The sequence below is a fragment of the Campylobacter sp. BCW_6877 genome, from assembly GCF_001762445.1.
Classification (GTDB): domain Bacteria; phylum Campylobacterota; class Campylobacteria; order Campylobacterales; family Campylobacteraceae; genus Campylobacter_D; species Campylobacter_D jejuni.
Genome location: NZ_MJWW01000061.1, coordinates 23,612 through 40,522, shown reverse-complemented (window position 1 = coordinate 40,522; position 16,911 = coordinate 23,612). Strand labels below are relative to the sequence as shown.

16 protein-coding genes are annotated in these 16,911 nt (G+C 31.2%); 11 read left to right on the top strand and 5 right to left on the bottom strand.

Features of this window, described 5'->3' with window-relative positions; translation table 11 throughout:
* Window positions 1-3 precede the first annotated feature (3 nt).
* Entirely contained in the window at window positions 4-1,773 is a 1,770-nt protein-coding gene (locus AJ936_RS09250; RefSeq protein WP_052857920.1) for a Na/Pi cotransporter family protein, read from the top strand.
* On the opposite strand, the gene AJ936_RS09245 is transcribed toward AJ936_RS09250, so the two are convergent.
* The 5 genes from AJ936_RS09245 to mltG form a co-directional block, all read right to left on the bottom strand.
* Window positions 1,770-3,578 (bottom strand): penicillin-binding protein 2, encoded by a 1,809-nt coding sequence (locus AJ936_RS09245; RefSeq protein WP_002870954.1) that lies wholly within the window; start codon window positions 3,576-3,578, stop codon window positions 1,770-1,772. The two genes, AJ936_RS09250 and AJ936_RS09245, sit on opposite strands and share 4 nt — an antisense overlap.
* A gap of 6 nt (window positions 3,579-3,584) precedes the next feature.
* Window positions 3,585-3,881 carry a flagellar hook-basal body complex protein FliE gene (gene fliE / locus AJ936_RS09240; RefSeq protein ID WP_002856884.1) on the bottom strand — a complete coding sequence of 99 codons (297 nt, stop codon included), beginning with the start codon at window positions 3,879-3,881 and terminating at the stop codon, window positions 3,585-3,587.
* A gap of 6 nt (window positions 3,882-3,887) precedes the next feature.
* Window positions 3,888-4,382 (bottom strand): flagellar basal body rod protein FlgC, encoded by a 495-nt coding sequence (flgC, locus tag AJ936_RS09235; RefSeq protein ID WP_002855235.1) that lies wholly within the window; start codon window positions 4,380-4,382, stop codon window positions 3,888-3,890.
* Window positions 4,383-4,391: 9 nt separating this feature from the next.
* Window positions 4,392-4,823 carry a flagellar basal body rod protein FlgB gene (gene flgB, locus AJ936_RS09230; protein WP_002861254.1) on the bottom strand — a complete coding sequence of 144 codons (432 nt, stop codon included), beginning with the start codon at window positions 4,821-4,823 and terminating at the stop codon, window positions 4,392-4,394.
* A gap of 79 nt (window positions 4,824-4,902) precedes the next feature.
* Window positions 4,903-5,904, bottom strand: a complete 1,002-nt coding sequence (gene mltG / locus AJ936_RS09225) for an endolytic transglycosylase MltG (protein WP_044778761.1) — start codon at window positions 5,902-5,904, stop codon at window positions 4,903-4,905.
* Here mltG and AJ936_RS09220 point away from each other — a divergent pair.
* From AJ936_RS09220 to AJ936_RS09175, 10 genes are all read left to right on the top strand, one after another.
* A complete protein-coding gene (locus AJ936_RS09220) occupies window positions 5,819-8,389 on the top strand; it encodes a DUF3971 domain-containing protein (RefSeq protein WP_070274451.1) in 2,571 nt (856 codons plus the stop codon). The two genes, mltG and AJ936_RS09220, sit on opposite strands and share 86 nt — an antisense overlap.
* 115 nt (window positions 8,390-8,504) lie before the next feature.
* Window positions 8,505-10,709 carry an NADP-dependent isocitrate dehydrogenase gene (locus AJ936_RS09215; RefSeq protein ID WP_053872537.1) on the top strand — a complete coding sequence of 735 codons (2,205 nt, stop codon included), beginning with the start codon at window positions 8,505-8,507 and terminating at the stop codon, window positions 10,707-10,709.
* A complete protein-coding gene (locus AJ936_RS09210; protein WP_070274449.1) occupies window positions 10,706-11,608 on the top strand; it encodes a malate dehydrogenase in 903 nt (300 codons plus the stop codon). Before AJ936_RS09215 ends, AJ936_RS09210 begins: the two co-directional genes overlap by 4 nt.
* The gene (sucC, locus tag AJ936_RS09205; protein WP_002855069.1) at window positions 11,609-12,772 is read left to right on the top strand and encodes an ADP-forming succinate--CoA ligase subunit beta; all 1,164 of its coding nucleotides are present in this window, start codon (window positions 11,609-11,611) and stop codon (window positions 12,770-12,772) included.
* 9 nt (window positions 12,773-12,781) lie between these two features.
* Window positions 12,782-13,651, top strand: coding sequence for a succinate--CoA ligase subunit alpha (sucD, locus tag AJ936_RS09200; protein ID WP_044779927.1), 870 nt, complete (start codon window positions 12,782-12,784; stop codon window positions 13,649-13,651).
* A 12-nt stretch (window positions 13,652-13,663) separates the two neighbouring features.
* Complete coding sequence (locus AJ936_RS09195) at window positions 13,664-13,975, top strand: 4Fe-4S binding protein (protein ID WP_032599199.1); 312 nt, start codon at window positions 13,664-13,666, stop codon at window positions 13,973-13,975.
* Between the two features lie 8 nt (window positions 13,976-13,983).
* Entirely contained in the window at window positions 13,984-15,108 is a 1,125-nt protein-coding gene (locus AJ936_RS09190; RefSeq protein WP_070274447.1) for a 2-oxoglutarate synthase subunit alpha, read from the top strand.
* The gene (locus AJ936_RS09185; RefSeq protein WP_070274445.1) at window positions 15,109-15,954 is read left to right on the top strand and encodes a 2-oxoglutarate ferredoxin oxidoreductase subunit beta; all 846 of its coding nucleotides are present in this window, start codon (window positions 15,109-15,111) and stop codon (window positions 15,952-15,954) included.
* Window positions 15,951-16,508, top strand: coding sequence for a 2-oxoacid:acceptor oxidoreductase family protein (locus AJ936_RS09180; protein WP_070274443.1), 558 nt, complete (start codon window positions 15,951-15,953; stop codon window positions 16,506-16,508). The genes AJ936_RS09185 and AJ936_RS09180 overlap by 4 nt, the downstream gene beginning before the upstream one ends.
* 138 nt (window positions 16,509-16,646) lie before the next feature.
* Window positions 16,647-16,910 (top strand): DUF2018 family protein, encoded by a 264-nt coding sequence (locus AJ936_RS09175; protein ID WP_002854834.1) that lies wholly within the window; start codon window positions 16,647-16,649, stop codon window positions 16,908-16,910.
* Window position 16,911: the final 1 nt, after the last annotated feature.

The following is a 16,911-nucleotide window of genomic DNA, read 5'->3' as shown; positions in this document are numbered from 1 at the left end:
GTATTGCAAGAGGAAAGAAATTCTTTAAAATATTTTAAATTTATTTCATGGAGCATTTTTACTTTAGTTCTGATTTTTATTTTAATTCGTTATGATGAGCTTGCCAATCTTTTAGCAGGAGTGGCAATACTTCTTATTGGAATGACTAATTTAGGTATAGGTTTTAAAGCTTTTAGTGGTGGTTTGCTTGAAAAAATTTTAGCAAAGTCAACTGATACAAAGATAAAAAGTATACTTTTTGGTACTTTAAGTACTTTAATTATGCAATCTTCAACTTTAGTTTCTATTATTACGATTTCTTTTTTGAGTGCAGGGCTTATTTCTTTAGGTGCGGGCATAGGGATTATTTTTGGAGCAAATTTAGGAAATACGGCAAGTTCTTGGCTGATTGTTGGTTTGACAAATATTAAAATTTCAATGTTAGCTATCCCACTTTTGATTATTGGAGTATTATTTTTCTTTCAAAAAGATAGTGTATTAAAGGGTTTGGGTAATATTTTTATTGGTATAGGATTTTTCTTTTTGGGTGTGGATTATATTAAAAGTGGTTTTGAAAATTTTAAACATATAATTGATCTTTCTCGCTTTGATTTTGCTGGTTTTAAAGGAGTTTTTGTTTTTTTAGGATTAGGTGCTTTGCTTACAGGAGTTATACAATCAAGCACAGCTACAATGGCTATTATTGTTGCTGCTTTACTTGCTGGACAAATCAGTTTGGAAAATTCCTTAGCAGCAACTTTAGGTACTAGTGTTGGAGGGGTTGTAACGGCTGTTTTAGCTTCTTTAAGTACCAATATTGAAGGAAAGAAATTAGCGTTTGCAAATTGTATTTTTAATTTTGGTATAGCTTTTTTAATAGTGCTTATTTTTCCTTATTTTATACATTTTCTTAATTTTTTATCCATTATATTAAACATAGAAGATATAGCTTTGAAAGTAGCATTATTTCACACTTTGTTTAATTTAATTGGTGTTGTGCTTTTTTCATTCTTTACTCCTCAAATTGTTCTTTTTTTAAATAAGATAGTAAAAGCTCCTAAAGATAAGAATAAAGACAAACCTTTATATCTTGATAGTAGTTTGGTTAAGTTTAGCGACACAGCCATCGAAGCTTTAAGGAAAGAAAGCGAGCATCTTTATAACAATACCTATGCAATTGTTGCTCATGCTATAGGTTTTAGTCGTAAAGATATACAAAGTGATAAAAGTTTTAAAGAAATTTTAGAAAATAAAAGGTGGTTTAGTAAAAATGTGGATTTGGACTATTTGTATCAAACTAGGATAAAGGTTCTTTTTGAAGCTATTATTGATTTTTCAACTAAAGCACAAGTTTATATTAACGATGAAACAAAGAATCATAAAATTTTTACCTTTAAGATGGCAGCTAAAAATTTAGTCGAAACAACTAAAAATTTAAAAATTATCCAAGCAAATATTAAGAAATATTCTAGTTCTTCTAATGAATTTTTGGCTTTAGAGTATAATAAAATTAGATCGAATTTAGGAGAGCTTTTAAGAAGTATCGAAGAGCTTAGAGTGGTTGAAGATCGTGAAAAGCTTTATTTGATTATTAAAAATCTTCAAAAAGGAAAAGAAATTTTAAAAGAAATCGATACTTTAACCTTGAGCAATGTTGAACATCTTATTTCAGTAAGAAAAATCACAACAGCTGAAGGAATTTCAATACTTAATGATACAACTTTTGCTGCTAAGATTGCTGAAGAACTTATAGGTGCTGTTGAGGTGATATTTTCTAAAGATATATCAAACTAGTTGTTTGTGTTAGTTTGGTTATTGTCTTGTATAGGCGTTAGAAATTCTTCATTGATTAAAATATCAACAACATCTTTAAACATAGGCAAAGCACTTTGTGCAGCATAATAACTATAAGGTTTAGTAGGATGTCTTACGAGAACTCCTATGGTATAGGCGTGATTTAAATCATTTGCAAAACCAAAAAAGGATGCATTGTAGCGATTTGAGGTGTAACCTTGTCTTTCGGCTATTCTTGCCGTTCCTGTTTTACCTCCTGCAATAATACCTTGTGTAATTGCCTTTTTTCCTGTTCCTTTTTCTATAACATTTATAAGAACATTTTGCATCGTTTTAGTGGCTTCGCTAGAAAGAATTTTTTCTTTTTTTACATCATTATCAAGATTTGTAAAGCGTCCATTTTGATAGAATTTTTCAGCTAAACGCGGTGTGATATAAAACCCATCATTGTTGAAAACATTATAAGCTGCAAGGAGTTGTATAAAGGTTGTTTTAAGTCCATAACCATAACTTAAAACAGATTTTTCTATATCTCTTAAGCGCTTAGGATTTGGAATTTCTCCTTTTTGTTCATAGGGTAGGTCAATACCACTTTTTTCGCCAAATTTAAATATTTTAAGTCCTGATACGATTTCTATATTGTTAAGTCTTTTAGCAATTTGTATCATGCCTATATTTGAAGAATATCTTATAACTTCCTCCATAGTCATTTTGTCCATTTTGTGATCGTCTTTGATGGTGAAACGTCCTAGCTTATAAGAACCGCCATAAGTATTAATGACTTCATCCATTTTTATTTTACCAAGTCTTAAGGCTGTTGTAAAGATAAAAGGTTTTATAACAGAACCTGCTTCATAGCCGTATTCTATAGCACTTGCATTAAGAACTGATAGATCTTTTCCACGATTTTGCGGGTCATAGCGCCTTGAGCTTGCTAAAGCTAAAATTCTTCCTGTTTTGCTTTCCATTACCCCAACGATGATTTCATTGGCTTTTAAATCCTCATTTCTTTGATCTATAGCTTTTTCTATGCTTTTTTGTAGTTTCAAAGAAAGATTTAAATATAAATCACAACCATTGATCTTTTTTTGCTGTAGTGAATTTAGATTTAAAATAATATTTCCACCTATATCTTTAAGTCCTTGAATTTTTTCATTTTGAACAGGACTTAGACATTCATCGTAGTATTTTTCTAAACCTTTAACTCCTATATTTTTTAAAATTCCACTTTCTGGATCTAATATCATTTTAGTATAACCGATAATAGGAGTAAAAGAATCTTTTGACATGTAAATTCTATCTTCTTCATGTTCGATGATATTTAATCCTCTTGTTTCAACTCTTCCAGAATTATTTGTAAAAGCTTTGAAAAAGCCTTGTATATAAAGTTTTTTAGCAAGGTCTTTAAGGTAGCTTGCTTGCTTGGAATCTAAGTTTTGTAAAAGAACAAAATTATAAGAACGTTTTTTTTGATTTTGCATTCTTTTTTTAATATCTGCTATTTGATCGTTACTTATCCCACTATAAATTTGAAAAAGCTTTAAAAATAGATCAAATTTATCTTTGTTGATACTTCTAAGATCAATTTCAGCACGATAAATTTGTTTAGAACTTGTGATAGTAAAATTATCTTTAGTTATAATCGATCCTCTTAGAGCAAGAGCGTATTGATCTTTTTCAGTGTTAGGTATATGACGTTTTGATGTAAGAAAAAAAGTAGAGCTGATAAAAATAATCATAAACAAAAGTGCCATGCAGTAGGCAAAGGCAACTTTTGAAACCCTATTTTTTTTATATTCTTGCATTAGGGTTTAAATTTGAGTTCTTGTGATTTCTTTATAAGCACTGATCGCTTTATTTCTTACTTCTAGCATAAATTTCATACTGCTTTCAGCTTTAGTGATAGCTATAGCTGCTTGATGCAGATCTTTTACTTGTCCTGTGGCAATGTCTGTCATTGCAGCTTCTCCACTTTCTTGTGCTTTATTTAAATCATCGATTTCATTTTTAAGCATCTTGGCAAATTCATCACCAATTCCTGTGGAATTTTGACTTTTGTTGGTATTTGAAATATTATTATTTAATCTTAAATCATTAATATTGTTCATTTTTTATTATCCTCTTAATAAATCAATCGCACTTTGAGCTATAGTTTTTGCACTTGTAAAAGCACTTACATTCGCTTGATAAGCTCTTGTAGCTTCAATCAAATCTGCCATTTCAATAACAGGATTTACATTTGGATACGCTACATAACCTTCAGCATTTGCATCAGGATGGCTCGGATCATACTTCATGCGAAAATCTTTGTCATCTCTGACCACTTTATCCACTACAACACTTTGAATAGCAGGTTTAGCTTCTTCTGGCGAACTTGGATCATTTAAAGGATTTTCATATTTTAAAAAATTATTATCTTTGTTAATTTGCTCATTTAAAAGCTTATCAAAATCTGTTGCTTTAAAGATCACTTCGCGTCTTCTATAAGGCCCACCCTCAGCTGTTCTTGTAGTGTTTGCATTAGCTATATTAGAGCTAATAACATTCATTCTAAAACGTTGAGCACTTAAACCATAACCACTAATATCAAAATCACTTAAGTATGCCATAATTTACCTTTAACTTAATTTAGAGCTTGCGTCAAGTATAGAACTAAAGATATTGCTTTGTCTTCTTAAAACTCCATCAAGAGCTGTTATCATAACTGTATTTTTGCTCATTTCTGTGGTTTCTACATCTAGATCAACAGTATTTGCATCATTTCTTGCTAAATGTCCGTCTCTTAAGTAAATAGTAGATTTACTAGGATCTGGAAATTTCCAAGGTTTTTGATGTCCTTCTTCGGTTATGGCTAATTGCAATTCTTTATTATCATTTTTTTTAAAAATTTCATTTGCGCGATTTACCAAAGCTGTTTCAAATTCAATATCTCTTGCTTTATAAAAAGGAGTATCAACATTTGCAAGATTGGCATTGATGAGTTGATTTCTTAGATTTCTACCCGCTAAAGCACCAGTGACTAGTTCTTTTGACTTAAATGGGTTGATCATTTTTTATCCTTTTTATAATTTTTAATATTAACAAGCAAATACTGTTCCAATTTAACTATTTTGCATAAAAATATCAAAATTATTTTCCTTTTTGTAAATTTATGGCTTTATTGTGATCATCTATATTTGTGTTAAAAATATGAACTCCAGTATTTTTATCACGCACAAAATATAAATAATCTGTCTTTAAAGGAAAAATAGCTGCACGAATAGCAGCTAAAGAAACATTACAAACCGCTTCTTTAGGCAATCCTGTAAATTTATAGGTATTATAAGAGCTATTATCTTGTCTTATTCTTTGTGGGGTAACTTTTACATGGGAGTAAATTCCATAATTTAAAGTTCCATCCATTTGAAGCTTCATACCTTTTTTAAGTCGATTATAAATTACGCTTGCAACTATAGGCATTTCATTTTCATTGGCAGCTTCTTTTTGTATTACAGAAGCGATGATGATATATTGGTGCCATTTTTTTGGATTATAATCCCCAAAAATTTTCTCAGAAGTTTTTTTATTGGAAATTTCAGCATGGTTTAAAAGCATTTGAATGAGTAGATTTTCTGTAATGCCTTTTGGGATTTTATAAGTTTCTGGTAAAAAAACTCCTTCATCATAAGGAGCTTGAGCTTGAAATTCTTTTAAAAGTATATCTTTATCAAGTCCAAGTTGTTTGGCTGCTTGTTCTAAAAAGATTACGCTTGTTTCTCCTGGGATAAGAGTAATGGTTTGAAGCGCTGCTTTGGCAATAGTGAGTTTATGTAGAAATTCAGCCCTATTTAAATCTTTTGTACCTATGTTGATCCAGCCTGATTGAGGGTGTCCTAAAAAAAATAAAATATATTTATCAATACTACTCATCTGATATTTATTTTGCTTTAAATATGTTATAATTTGAGAAATTGAACCTTGGGGAATAAATACCACAGAATTGCTTTTTAAAGGCTGAGTTAGATAATAAAAAATCCCCAAAATAAATATCAAAAAGAAGTTGCGTATGAAAAAGAAAATTTTATATATTGTTGTATTTTTTGTTGTGCTTATATTAGCTTTGTTTATAGTGCTTAAAAATGGGATTGTCATCTCTAGTATCCAATTTGATTTTTTAAAATTAGAACAATTATATATTAAATTAGATAAAAAATTAATTGTACGAGCAAAAAATATCACTATAAATGAGACTCAAAATTCCGAAATTTCATCACAAACTCACTCTTCTGATAATGCTTCAACAGAGATTTTAAAAATAACAAAAAATTTAAAATATCTATATACTTTTGTTGAAGAGATTGATATACAAAATTTAAATATAAAAGATAATCATGTGCGTATTTTATTTAAAGATAATGAATTTTTTATAGATAATGATTTATTGTTTTTAAAATTAACATTACAGCGTCAAAATAAAGAACTTATAGCTGGTATTAAAAAACTTTTATTAAAAGATTATGATTTAAATATTGATGGAAATTTAAGTATCAATACTAAGAGCGAGTTTTATTATTTTCAAGGTAGAGCAACTGGAGAATTGCTTGACTTTAACGCAAGTATCTCTTACAAAGATAAAAATTTAGCTTATAAAATAGAAGATTTAAATATTAGAAATATTACGGAAATTTTTAAAAGAGTTAATAAAAGAATAGAACTTCCACAGAGTTTAAATCTTTGGATGGCATATAGGGCTAAGGGAGAATTTTATCATTTAGATTATTTACAGGGCTTTATAGATTTTACTAAAAATAATTATTATTTAGACAATATTAGCGCATCAGGTTATGTTAATAATGTCAAAGTTCGTTTGGATGATAAAATGAATGCTATTGAAATTCCAAAACTCGATTTAAATTTAAACAAACAAAAGCTTGATTTTGTCTTTAATAAAGCTTTCTATAATGGTGCTGATTTAAGTTCTAGTAAGGTTTATCTATATGATTTATTTGATGAAAAAAAAGCTGGGATTTATTTGCGTATTAAGTCTAATAATCTAAAATTTGACGAAAAACTTGCTAAAGCTTTGGAAGATTATCATTTTTCATTACCTTTTTATCAAAAAAGCGGAAAAATTAAAAGTGATTTAGAGCTTAAAATTGATTTTCATGATAAGGGTGAAATTTTTTATAGTGGTATTTTAGCTTTAGAGAATGCTAGTATTTCTTTGGCTGATTTTAATATTGCAAAAGCATTTGTCAAATTAAATCAAAATAATTTAAATATAGAAAATGCTAGTGTTGAAAATGGCTTTTTAAAAGCTGATTTTAATGCTAAATTTGACTTGCAAAAACAGCAAGGAAATTTCAATACTCAGATTTCAAGGCTTTATTTTGACAATGGGGAGCTTTTAGATTTAAAAAATCAAAATGTAGAAGTAAAATTAGATTATTCGCAAAATGTTAACATTAGCATTCCTCAGTGGAATTTGATTTTAAATTTTAAAGATGGACTTGAGGCTAATCTTAGTAATCCTAAGATTTTATTTTCATTTTCTCCATTGCTTAAAAAGTTTGGGTTTATCGATGCTAAAAATGTTTATTATAAAACTTTAAATTTCGAAGATTTTAATGCAAGCGTTAATGATGCTTATTTTAAAAATAATTTACTTATCAACGGTCAAACTCCTTATGAAAATGATAGCTTTGATATTGTAAAAAATAAAGGCGTTATGGAAATTCATACTCAAAGTGATACAGCAAGTGCTAAAATAAGTTCTGATAATAAAGAAATTCATTTGAAAAATTTAAGTTATATTTATAGAAAAGATTCCAACTCTTCAAATTCAACATTTGATATTTCTACTAATACCCAAAATATTAGTTTTGGTGGAGCAAATGTAGCTTTAATTTTGCCAGATTCTAATAAAACTTTGGCTTTTGATAGGGTAGAGGCTGATTTAAAAGGCAATGCTTTGGATCTTAAAGGTTCTAGAGGAAATGCAAAATTTGATCTTTATTATTCTTCTAATGATTTAAATTTAAACGTTAGCAATATTGATGATAATTATTTAAATGAGTTTTTACAAAAACAAGCTGTTCAAGATGGAGTGTTTAACTTAAGTATAAAAGGAAGTGGATTGGAGTATTTTGACGGACAGATCGATTTTAAAAACACTTATGTGAAGGATTTAAAAGGTGTAAATCAGCTTATTTCCTTTATTGATACTGTACCAAGTTTATTGATGTTTAAATCTCCAACTTTTAATCAAAAAGGTTTAAGCCTACATGATGGAAAGATTATTTTTAATAGAAAAAAAGATCTTTTAAGTGTTTCAGCTATTAATTTAAACGGCGATAGTGTAGATATATATGGTTTAGGATCAGCAAATTTAAGATTAAATACAGTGGATTTTAGTTTAGAGCTTAAAACTTTAAAATCAGCTTCAGAAGCTATATCCAAGGTTCCAATTTTAAATTATGTAATTTTAGGTAAAAATCAAGAAATTAGCACAAACTTAAAAATAGATGGAAGTATAGATGACCCTAAATTTCATACCGAAATTTTAACAGATACCCTAAAAACCCCTTTTAATCTTATTAAAAATATCATACAACTTCCTGCTAATTTACTTAATTAAAAATATTTAAAGTTTGTTTGAAAACTAAAACAAACTTTAAACTTACTCTTGCATTTTTTTTTATTTGTAATATACTTAAAAATGAAAATAAAAATAAGTTTTTAAAGGACTAAAAATGCAAATTACTTATACCTTAACAGATGAGTCCCCAGCTCTTGCGACTTATTCGTTTTTGCCTATAGTGAAAGCTTTTTTAAGTAGGGCGTATATAGGAGTAAAAACCTCGGATATTTCTTTATCTGGAAGGATTTTAGCTACTTTTAGTGAGTATTTAAAAGAGGAGCAAAGATGTGAAGATGCTTTAGAGCTTTTAGGCGAGCTTGTCAAAAGATCGGATGCAAATCTTATTAAAACCCCAAATATTTCAGCTTCTATTCCTCAGCTTAAGGCGGCGATTAAAGAATTGCAAGATAAGGGTTACATGTTACCAAATTACCCAGATGAGCCAAAAAATGATGAAGAATTGCAAATTAAAACAAAATATCAAAAAGTTTTAGGTTCAGCGGTTAATCCTGTATTAAGACAAGGAAATTCAGATCGTCGTTCAACAAAAGCGGTAAAAGACTATGCAAAAAACAATCCTTATCGTGTGGTTGAGTTTAATCCAAACTCAAAAACTCGTGTTTCTTACATGAAAGAAGGGGATTTTTTCTCTAATGAAAAAGCGGTTTTAATCGATCAAGATTGTGTGGCTAATATAGAATTTACAAGCGTTGATGGTAAAAATGAAATTTTAAAAGAGGGCTTAAAACTTGAAAAAAATGAAATTTTAGACGCTACTTTTATGGATGTGCAAAAACTTCAGGAATTTTATGCAAAAGAAATTAAAGCAAGCAAAGATGATGATGTGCTTTTTTCTTTGCATTTAAAAGCTACAATGATGAAAGTAAGTGATCCTATACTTTTTGGCTATGCGGTAAAAGTATTTTTTAAAGAATTATTTATCGAATTTCAAGATGAATTTGAAAAATTAGGTATTAATCCAAATAATGGTTTAAGTGAGCTTTTAAGTAAGATCGAAAATTCAAGCAAAAAAGATGAAATTTTAAAAAAATACAATGAAATTTTAGCTAAATCTGCAGATATTTCTATGGTAAATTCAGATAAAGGCATCACAAATCTTCATGTTCCAAGCGATGTTATCGTTGATGCTTCTATGCCTGCAATGCTTAAAAATGGCGCAAGATTGTGGGATAAGGAAGGTAAGGAAAAGGACACAAATGCCGTAATTCCTGATCAAACTTACGCAACTATTTATGAGGCGGTTATTGAAGATTTGCATAAAAATGGTACTTTAAATCCTTCAAAACTTGGCAGTGTATCTAATGTAGGTTTAATGGCTAAAAAGGCTCAAGAATATGGCTCGCACGATAAAACCTTTGTGGCTAAAGAAGAAGGAACTTTTAAAATAGTTTCTAACGGTAAAGTTTTATTAGAGCATAAGGTTAGAAAAGGTGATATTTATAGAGTCAATCAGGCTAAATTTGATGCGGTGCTAAATTGGATTGATTTAGGTATAGAAAGATCAGAACTTAGTGGAGCCGAAGCTATTTTTTGGTTAGATAGCAAAAGAGCTAGTAATAAAATCATGATAACTTTGGTACAAAATCGTTTAAAAGAAAAGGGTAGAAATATAGCCATTTTAGCTCCAAAAGAAGCTTGTTTAAGAAGTTTAGAGTTAATCCGAGAAGGTAAAGATGTTATTTCTATCACGGGTAATGTTTTAAGGGATTATTTAACCGATCTTTTTCCTATTTTAGAGCTTGGAACAAGTGCAAAAATGCTTTCTGTTGTGCCTATGTTAAAGGGTGGAGCTATGTTTGAAACAGGAGCAGGGGGTTCAGCGCCTAAACAAGTAGAACAATTAGTCGAAGAAAATCATCTGCGTTGGGATAGTTTGGGTGAATTTTTGGCTTTGCAAGCAAGTTTGGAATTTTATGCAAATAAGTGTAGTAATCATAAAGCTAAGGTTTTGGCAGAATGTCTTGATGAGGCTATAGGCGAATGGCTTGAAAATAATAAAGCTCCATCAAGAAAAGTTAAAGAAGATGATAATAGAACAAGTCATTTTTATTTAGCAATGTATTTTGCAAATCATTTAGCAAGACAAGCAAGTGATATGGAGCTTCAAAGCTTTTTTAAAGATATTGCCCTAGAGCTTTCTTCTAATGAAGAAAAAATCAGAGCCGAATTTAATGATGCACAAGGTGTGAAAGTGGATTTGGGTGGATATTATAAATTTGATGATGAAAAAGCAAATAAAATCATGCGTCCAAGTGCAACTTTTAACGCTATTTTAGAAAAAATAGGACAAAGATGAAAATTACTGTTATAGGGGCTGGTAATGTGGGCTCAAGCGTAGCTTATGCTTTGATTTTAAGAGAAATAGCAAATGAAATTGTTTTAGTAGATATCAATGAGGATTTACTTTATGCAAAAGAACTAGAACTTACTCAAAGCATAGCTGCTTTAAATTTAAATATAGATTTACTTTGCACTAAAGATTATACTCATACCAAAAATTCAGATATAGTGCTTTTTAGTGCAGGTTTTGCTAGAAAAGATGGGCAAAGTAGAGAAGAATTGCTTCAGTTGAATACAAACATTATGCTTGATTGCGCTAAAAAAATTAAAAATTTTACAGAAGATCCGCTTTTTATTATTTTAACTAATCCTGTGGATTTTCTACTTAATACTCTTTATGAAAGCGGAATTTTTTCATCAAAGAAAATTATAGCCATGGCGGGAGTTTTAGACAATGCAAGATTTAAGTATGAGCTTGCCAAAAAACTTAATGTCAAAATGTCAAGCGTGGATACAAGACTTATTGGTTTTCATAATGATGATATGGTTTTGGTAAAATCTTACGCAAGTGTTAAAAATAAAAATATAAGCGAATTTTTAAATGAAGAAGAATTTGATGATTTGGAAAATGAAGTTAAAACAGGTGGAGCTAAAGTAATCAAACATCTTAAAACTTCAGCTTATTTAGCCCCTGCTAGTGCTTGCATAAGAATGCTTGAGTCCATAAGAAGTGGCGAGTTTTTACCCATGAGTGTGATTTTACATGGAGAATTTGGAGTGCAAAACAAAGCCTTGGGAGTTATGGCAAGATTAGGACTTGAAGGTGTGATTGAAATCATGAGATTAGATCTTAGTTCACAAGAAAAAGACAAATTGGAAAAATCTTTAATCAAATATCAATATAAAGGAGAATAAATGAACATACATGAGTATCAAGCAAAAGCAATTTTTGCGGATAATGGTATCCCTACCTTAAAGGGAAAAGTTGCATTTAGCGTAGATGAAGCTGTGGCTAATGCTAAAGAATTAGGCGGTAGTGTTTGGGCGGTTAAAGCTCAAATTCATGCAGGAGGCCGTGGTCTTGGTGGTGGTGTTAAAATCGCTAAAAATTTAGATGAGGTAAAAGATTATGCAAGTAAAATTTTAGGAATGAATTTAGTAACTCATCAAACAGGACCTGAAGGTAAGCTCGTGCAAAAACTTTATATAGAAAGTGGCGCTAATATAGTAAAAGAGTATTATTTGGCTATTTTATTTAATAGAATGGCAGAGCAAATTACCATTATCGCTTCAAGTGAAGGAGGGATGGATATAGAAAAAGTAGCCAAAGAAAGTCCTGAAAAAATTGCAAAAGTAGGCATTGATCCACAAATTGGTTTTAAAATGTTTCATGGACTTGAAGTAGCGAGAGTTTTAGGACTTGATAAAGATGAAGGCAAAAAACTTATTTCTATGATAGCTAAACTTTATAAGCTTTACATGGATAAAGATATGAATATGCTTGAAATCAATCCTTTAATTAAAACTGCAGAAGGGGATTTTTATGCCCTTGATGCAAAATGCAGTTTTGATGATAGTGCGCTTTATCGTCATCCTGAAATTGCTGAACTTAGAGATATTACTGAAGAAAATCCTGCTGAAAGAGAAGCGGCTGAATTTGGCTTAAGCTATGTGAAATTAGATGGAGATGTAGCTTGTATGGTAAATGGTGCGGGTCTAGCAATGGCAACTATGGATATTATTAATTATAGTGGTGCAAAACCTGCAAATTTCTTAGATGTAGGCGGGGGAGCTTCTCCTGAAACTGTTGCAAAGGCTTTTGAAATCATTTTAAGAGATAAGAATGTAAAAGTTATATTTATCAATATCTTTGGTGGTATTGTTCGTTGTGATAGGATAGCAAATGGAATTTTAGAAGCTACTAAGAATGTTGAGGTAAATATTCCAATTGTAGTGCGTCTTGATGGCACTAACGCAGCAGAAGCAAAGACAATTTTAGATAATTCAAATCTTAAAAATATCAAAGCAGCAACCAATCTTAAAAACGGTGCAGAGCTTGTAAAAAGTTTAGTAGGATAAGGATAGAAAATGAGTATATTGGTTAATAAAAATACAAAAGTAATAGTTCAAGGTTTTACAGGTAAAGAAGCAACTTTTCACGCTGAGCAATGCATGGCTTATGGTACAAATATAGTTGGAGGTGTCACCCCTCATAAAGGCGGACAAACTCATTTAGGTAAACCAGTTTTTGATACCGTTGTAGATGCGGTTAAAGCAACAAAGGCTGATGTGAGCTTGATCTTTGTACCTGCTTTTGCTGTGGGTGATAGCGTGATTGAAGCAGCTGATGCGGGTATTAAGCTTGCAGTTGTAATCACCGAGCATACGCCTGTAAAAGATATGATGTTTGCTAAGCAATATGCCAATAAAAAGGGTATGAAAATCATTGGACCAAATTGTCCAGGTATTATCACTTCTGAAGAATGCAAATTAGGTATTATGCCAGGTTTTATTTTTAAAAAAGGTTGCGTGGGGCTTATTTCAAAAAGTGGAACTTTAACTTATGAAGCTGCTAATCAGGTAGTTCAAGGTGGTTATGGAATTTCTACTGCAGTAGGAATTGGTGGTGATCCTATCATAGGTCTTGCTTATAAAGAACTTTTAAGTGAATTCCAAAAAGATGATGAAACTAAAGCTATTGTAATGATAGGTGAAATTGGTGGTAGTTTGGAAGTGGAAGCGGCTAAATTTATTAAAGAAAATATTAGCAAACCTGTGGTAGCATTCATTGCAGGTGCAACTGCTCCAAAAGGTAAAAGAATGGGGCATGCAGGTGCCATAGTAGGAAGTGCTGATGAAAGTGCTGCAGCTAAAAAAGAAGCTTTGAAAAGTTACGGAATTCATGTGGTGGATTCTCCGGCTTTAATTGGTGAAGAAATTCAAAAAATATTAGGTTGATAAAGGAAAAACATGAGTATGACAGCTCCAAAAGATACCCCTGTTTGGGTAGATGAGCATAGATGCAAAGCATGCAATATTTGTGTTAGCTATTGCCCCGCTGGGGTTTTAGCTATGCGCGATGATGTGCATGCGGTTTTAGGACAAATGATAGAGGTGGTACACCCTGAATCCTGTATAGGCTGTACCGAGTGTGAGACACATTGCCCTGATTTTGCTATTATGGTGGCAAAAAGAGATGAATTTAAATTTGCCAAACTTACTGCTGAGTCTAAAGATAGAGCTGTAGCCGTAAAAAATAACAAATACAAAAAATTAGCATAGGAAAAATAATGAGAGAAGTTATAGCAACAGGTAATGTTTTAATCGCCAAAGCTGCGATTGATTGTGGATGTAAATTTTTTGGAGGCTATCCTATTACCCCTAGTAGTGAGATAGCTCACGAGCTAAGTCATATGCTTCCTGCAAATGATGGAACTTTTATACAAATGGAAGATGAAATTTCAGGTATTAGTGTGGCTATTGGTGCGGCAATGAGTGGAGTAAAATCCATGACTGCAAGTAGCGGTCCTGGAATTTCTTTAAAAGCGGAGCAAATAGGACTTGCATTTATTGCTGAAATTCCACTTGTGATTGTAAATGTTATGAGAGGTGGTCCTTCGACAGGTCTTCCAACTCGTGTAGCACAAGGAGATTTGTTTCAAGCTAAAGCACCAACTCATGGGGATTTTGCAAGCATTGCTATTGCTCCTGCAAGTCTTGAAGAAGCTTATACAGAAACCATTAGAGCGTTTAATTTAGCTGAAAAATATATGACTCCAGTATTTTTACTTATGGATGAAACTGTAGGGCACATGAATGGTAAAGCGGTTTTACCTGATTTAAAAGATATTAAAGTGTATAACCGTAAAAAATTTGAAGGAGACAAAAAGGATTATAAACCTTATGCAGCAGGAGAAAATGAGCCTGCAACTTTAAATCCTTTCTTTACAGGTTATCGTTATCATGTTACAGGACTTCATCATGGAGATATAGGTTTTCCAACTGAAGATGGAGTTATAGTGAAAAAAAATATGGAAAGACTCATAGGTAAAATAAAAAACAATCAAGAAGATATTTGTGCTTATGAAGAGTATATGCTTAATGATGCTGAATTTTTAATCATTGCTTATGGAAGCGTAAGTCGTTCAGCAAAAGAAGCTATACAAAGATTAAGAGAGCAAGGGATTAAAGTGGGACTTTTCCGTCCAATTACTCTTTATCCAGTGGCTGAGAAAAAAATCGCTGAAGTTGTAAGCAAATTTAAAAAAGTAATGGTAAGCGAGCTTAATATGGGGCAATATCTTGAAGAGATTGAAAGAGTAACTTCGCGTCGCGATTTTATTAGCTTGCACCGTGCAAATGGTCGTCCTATCACTCCAAGTGAAATTATTGCTAAGGTAAAGGAGAGTATATAAATGGCTTTTAATTATGATGAATATCTAAGAGTAGATAAAATGCCTACTCAGTGGTGCTGGGGATGTGGCGATGGTGTTGTTTTAAAATGTATTATCCGTGCAATAGAAAAACTTGGTTGGAATATGGATGATGTTTGTCTTGTTTCGGGTATAGGTTGTAGTGGTAGAATGAGTTCTTATGTAAATTGCAATACAGTTCATACAACTCATGGTAGAGCCATAGCTTATGCAACAGGTATTAAATTAGCCAATCCTAGTAAACATGTTATTGTAGTAAGTGGAGATGGGGATACTTTGGCAATTGGTGGAAATCATACCATACATGGTTGTCGTAGAAATATCGATTTAACACATATTGTGATCAATAATTTTATCTATGGACTTACGAATTCTCAAACAAGTCCAACTACTCCAAAAGGTTTTTATACAGTAACAGCTCAATTTGGAAATATTGATCCAAATTTTGATGCGTGTGAATTAACTAAAGCTGCAGGAGCTTCTTTTGTGGCAAGGGGTAATGTGATCGAAGCTAATAAGCTTGAAAATTTAATTTATAAGGCTTTAGCGCATAAGGGTTATAGTTTTGTAGATGTTTTTTCAAATTGTCATATTAATCTAGGTAGAAAAAACAAAATGGGCGAAGCTGTAGCTATGCTTGATTGGATTAAAAATCGCGTTGTGGATAAAGCTAAATTTGAAAGCATGGATTTTGAAGAAAGAAAAGATAAATTTCCAACAGGAATTTTACATGAAGATAATTCTCAGCCAGAATACTGCCACGCTTATGAAGAAGTACGTCGTGCAGCCAAAGAAAAAAGAATGGTGGATTTAGGAGTTTTAAAATGAAATATCAATTAAGATTTGGCGGTGAAGGCGGACAAGGTGTTATCACCGCAGGAGAAATTTTAGCAGAAGCAGCCATTAAAGAAGGCCGTCAAGCTTTTAAGGCTTCAACTTATACTTCACAAGTACGTGGCGGTCCTACTAAAGTGGATATTATCATTGATGATAAAGAAATTTTATTTCCTTATGCTGTAGAAGGGGAGATAGACTTTATGCTTTCGACTGCAGATAAGGGCTATAAAGGTTTTCGTGGCGGTGTAAAAGAAGGAGGCATCATAGTTGTAGAGCCAAATTTGGTGCATCCTGAAAGTGAAGATTATAAAAAATGGCAAATTTTTGAAATTCCTATTATTACCATAGCTAAAGATGAGGTAGGAAATGTGGCTACTCAATCAGTTGTAGCACTTGCAATTGCTGCTTATATGAGCAAATGTATAGATTTAGATGTTTTAAAAGACACTATGCTTCATATGGTTCCTGCAAAAACTCGTGATGCAAATGCTAAAGCTTTTGATTTGGGTGTAAAATACGCCACTCAAGCAAAACCACATTCATAATAAATTCCGCACCATGCGGAATTTAACTTCTAAAATTTTACATATTGCAAATAAAATTTAAATTTTAATTATTTTAATTTAGCTACTTTTAACGATTAAAATTTTATAATCAAAAACTTATATTTTCAAGGAAAATTAATGGATTTTTTTGATGAAATGTTTAATAAAACTCCAAAAGAAAAATTTATAGAAATTATACAAAATGGAAATTTAGGAGCCTTAGAAAAAGTTTTTGAGGAATTTTTTGCTGATCATATTGCCATGGTAGAACTTTTAGAAAAACAAGGTTTAACAGAAATGGATGTAAAAAATTTCATATTAGAAAATGGTGATTTTATAGAAGAAAGGCAAAATGATATTTATATAGAATTAGGCGCAAAAATTTTAGGACACGAAGGCTAAA

Excerpts from the sequence above, each read along its gene's own strand:
- AJ936_RS09245 (WP_002870954.1), bottom strand. The coding sequence starts at position 3,578 with ATGCAAGAATATAAAAAAAATAGGGTTTCAAAAGTTGCCTTTGCCTAC.
- fliE (WP_002856884.1), bottom strand. The coding sequence starts at position 3,881 with ATGAACAATATTAATGATTTAAGATTAAATAATAATATTTCAAATACC.
- flgC (WP_002855235.1), bottom strand. The coding sequence starts at position 4,382 with ATGGCATACTTAAGTGATTTTGATATTAGTGGTTATGGTTTAAGTGCT.
- flgB (WP_002861254.1), bottom strand. The coding sequence starts at position 4,823 with ATGATCAACCCATTTAAGTCAAAAGAACTAGTCACTGGTGCTTTAGCG.
- AJ936_RS09220 (WP_070274451.1), top strand. The coding sequence starts at position 5,819 with ATGAAAAAGAAAATTTTATATATTGTTGTATTTTTTGTTGTGCTTATA.
- mltG (WP_044778761.1), bottom strand. The coding sequence starts at position 5,904 with ATGACAATCCCATTTTTAAGCACTATAAACAAAGCTAATATAAGCACA.
- AJ936_RS09215 (WP_053872537.1), top strand. The coding sequence starts at position 8,505 with ATGCAAATTACTTATACCTTAACAGATGAGTCCCCAGCTCTTGCGACT.
- AJ936_RS09210 (WP_070274449.1), top strand. The coding sequence starts at position 10,706 with ATGAAAATTACTGTTATAGGGGCTGGTAATGTGGGCTCAAGCGTAGCT.
- sucC (WP_002855069.1), top strand. The coding sequence starts at position 11,609 with ATGAACATACATGAGTATCAAGCAAAAGCAATTTTTGCGGATAATGGT.
- sucD (WP_044779927.1), top strand. The coding sequence starts at position 12,782 with ATGAGTATATTGGTTAATAAAAATACAAAAGTAATAGTTCAAGGTTTT.
- AJ936_RS09195 (WP_032599199.1), top strand. The coding sequence starts at position 13,664 with ATGAGTATGACAGCTCCAAAAGATACCCCTGTTTGGGTAGATGAGCAT.
- AJ936_RS09190 (WP_070274447.1), top strand. The coding sequence starts at position 13,984 with ATGAGAGAAGTTATAGCAACAGGTAATGTTTTAATCGCCAAAGCTGCG.
- AJ936_RS09185 (WP_070274445.1), top strand. The coding sequence starts at position 15,109 with ATGGCTTTTAATTATGATGAATATCTAAGAGTAGATAAAATGCCTACT.
- AJ936_RS09180 (WP_070274443.1), top strand. The coding sequence starts at position 15,951 with ATGAAATATCAATTAAGATTTGGCGGTGAAGGCGGACAAGGTGTTATC.
- AJ936_RS09175 (WP_002854834.1), top strand. The coding sequence starts at position 16,647 with ATGGATTTTTTTGATGAAATGTTTAATAAAACTCCAAAAGAAAAATTT.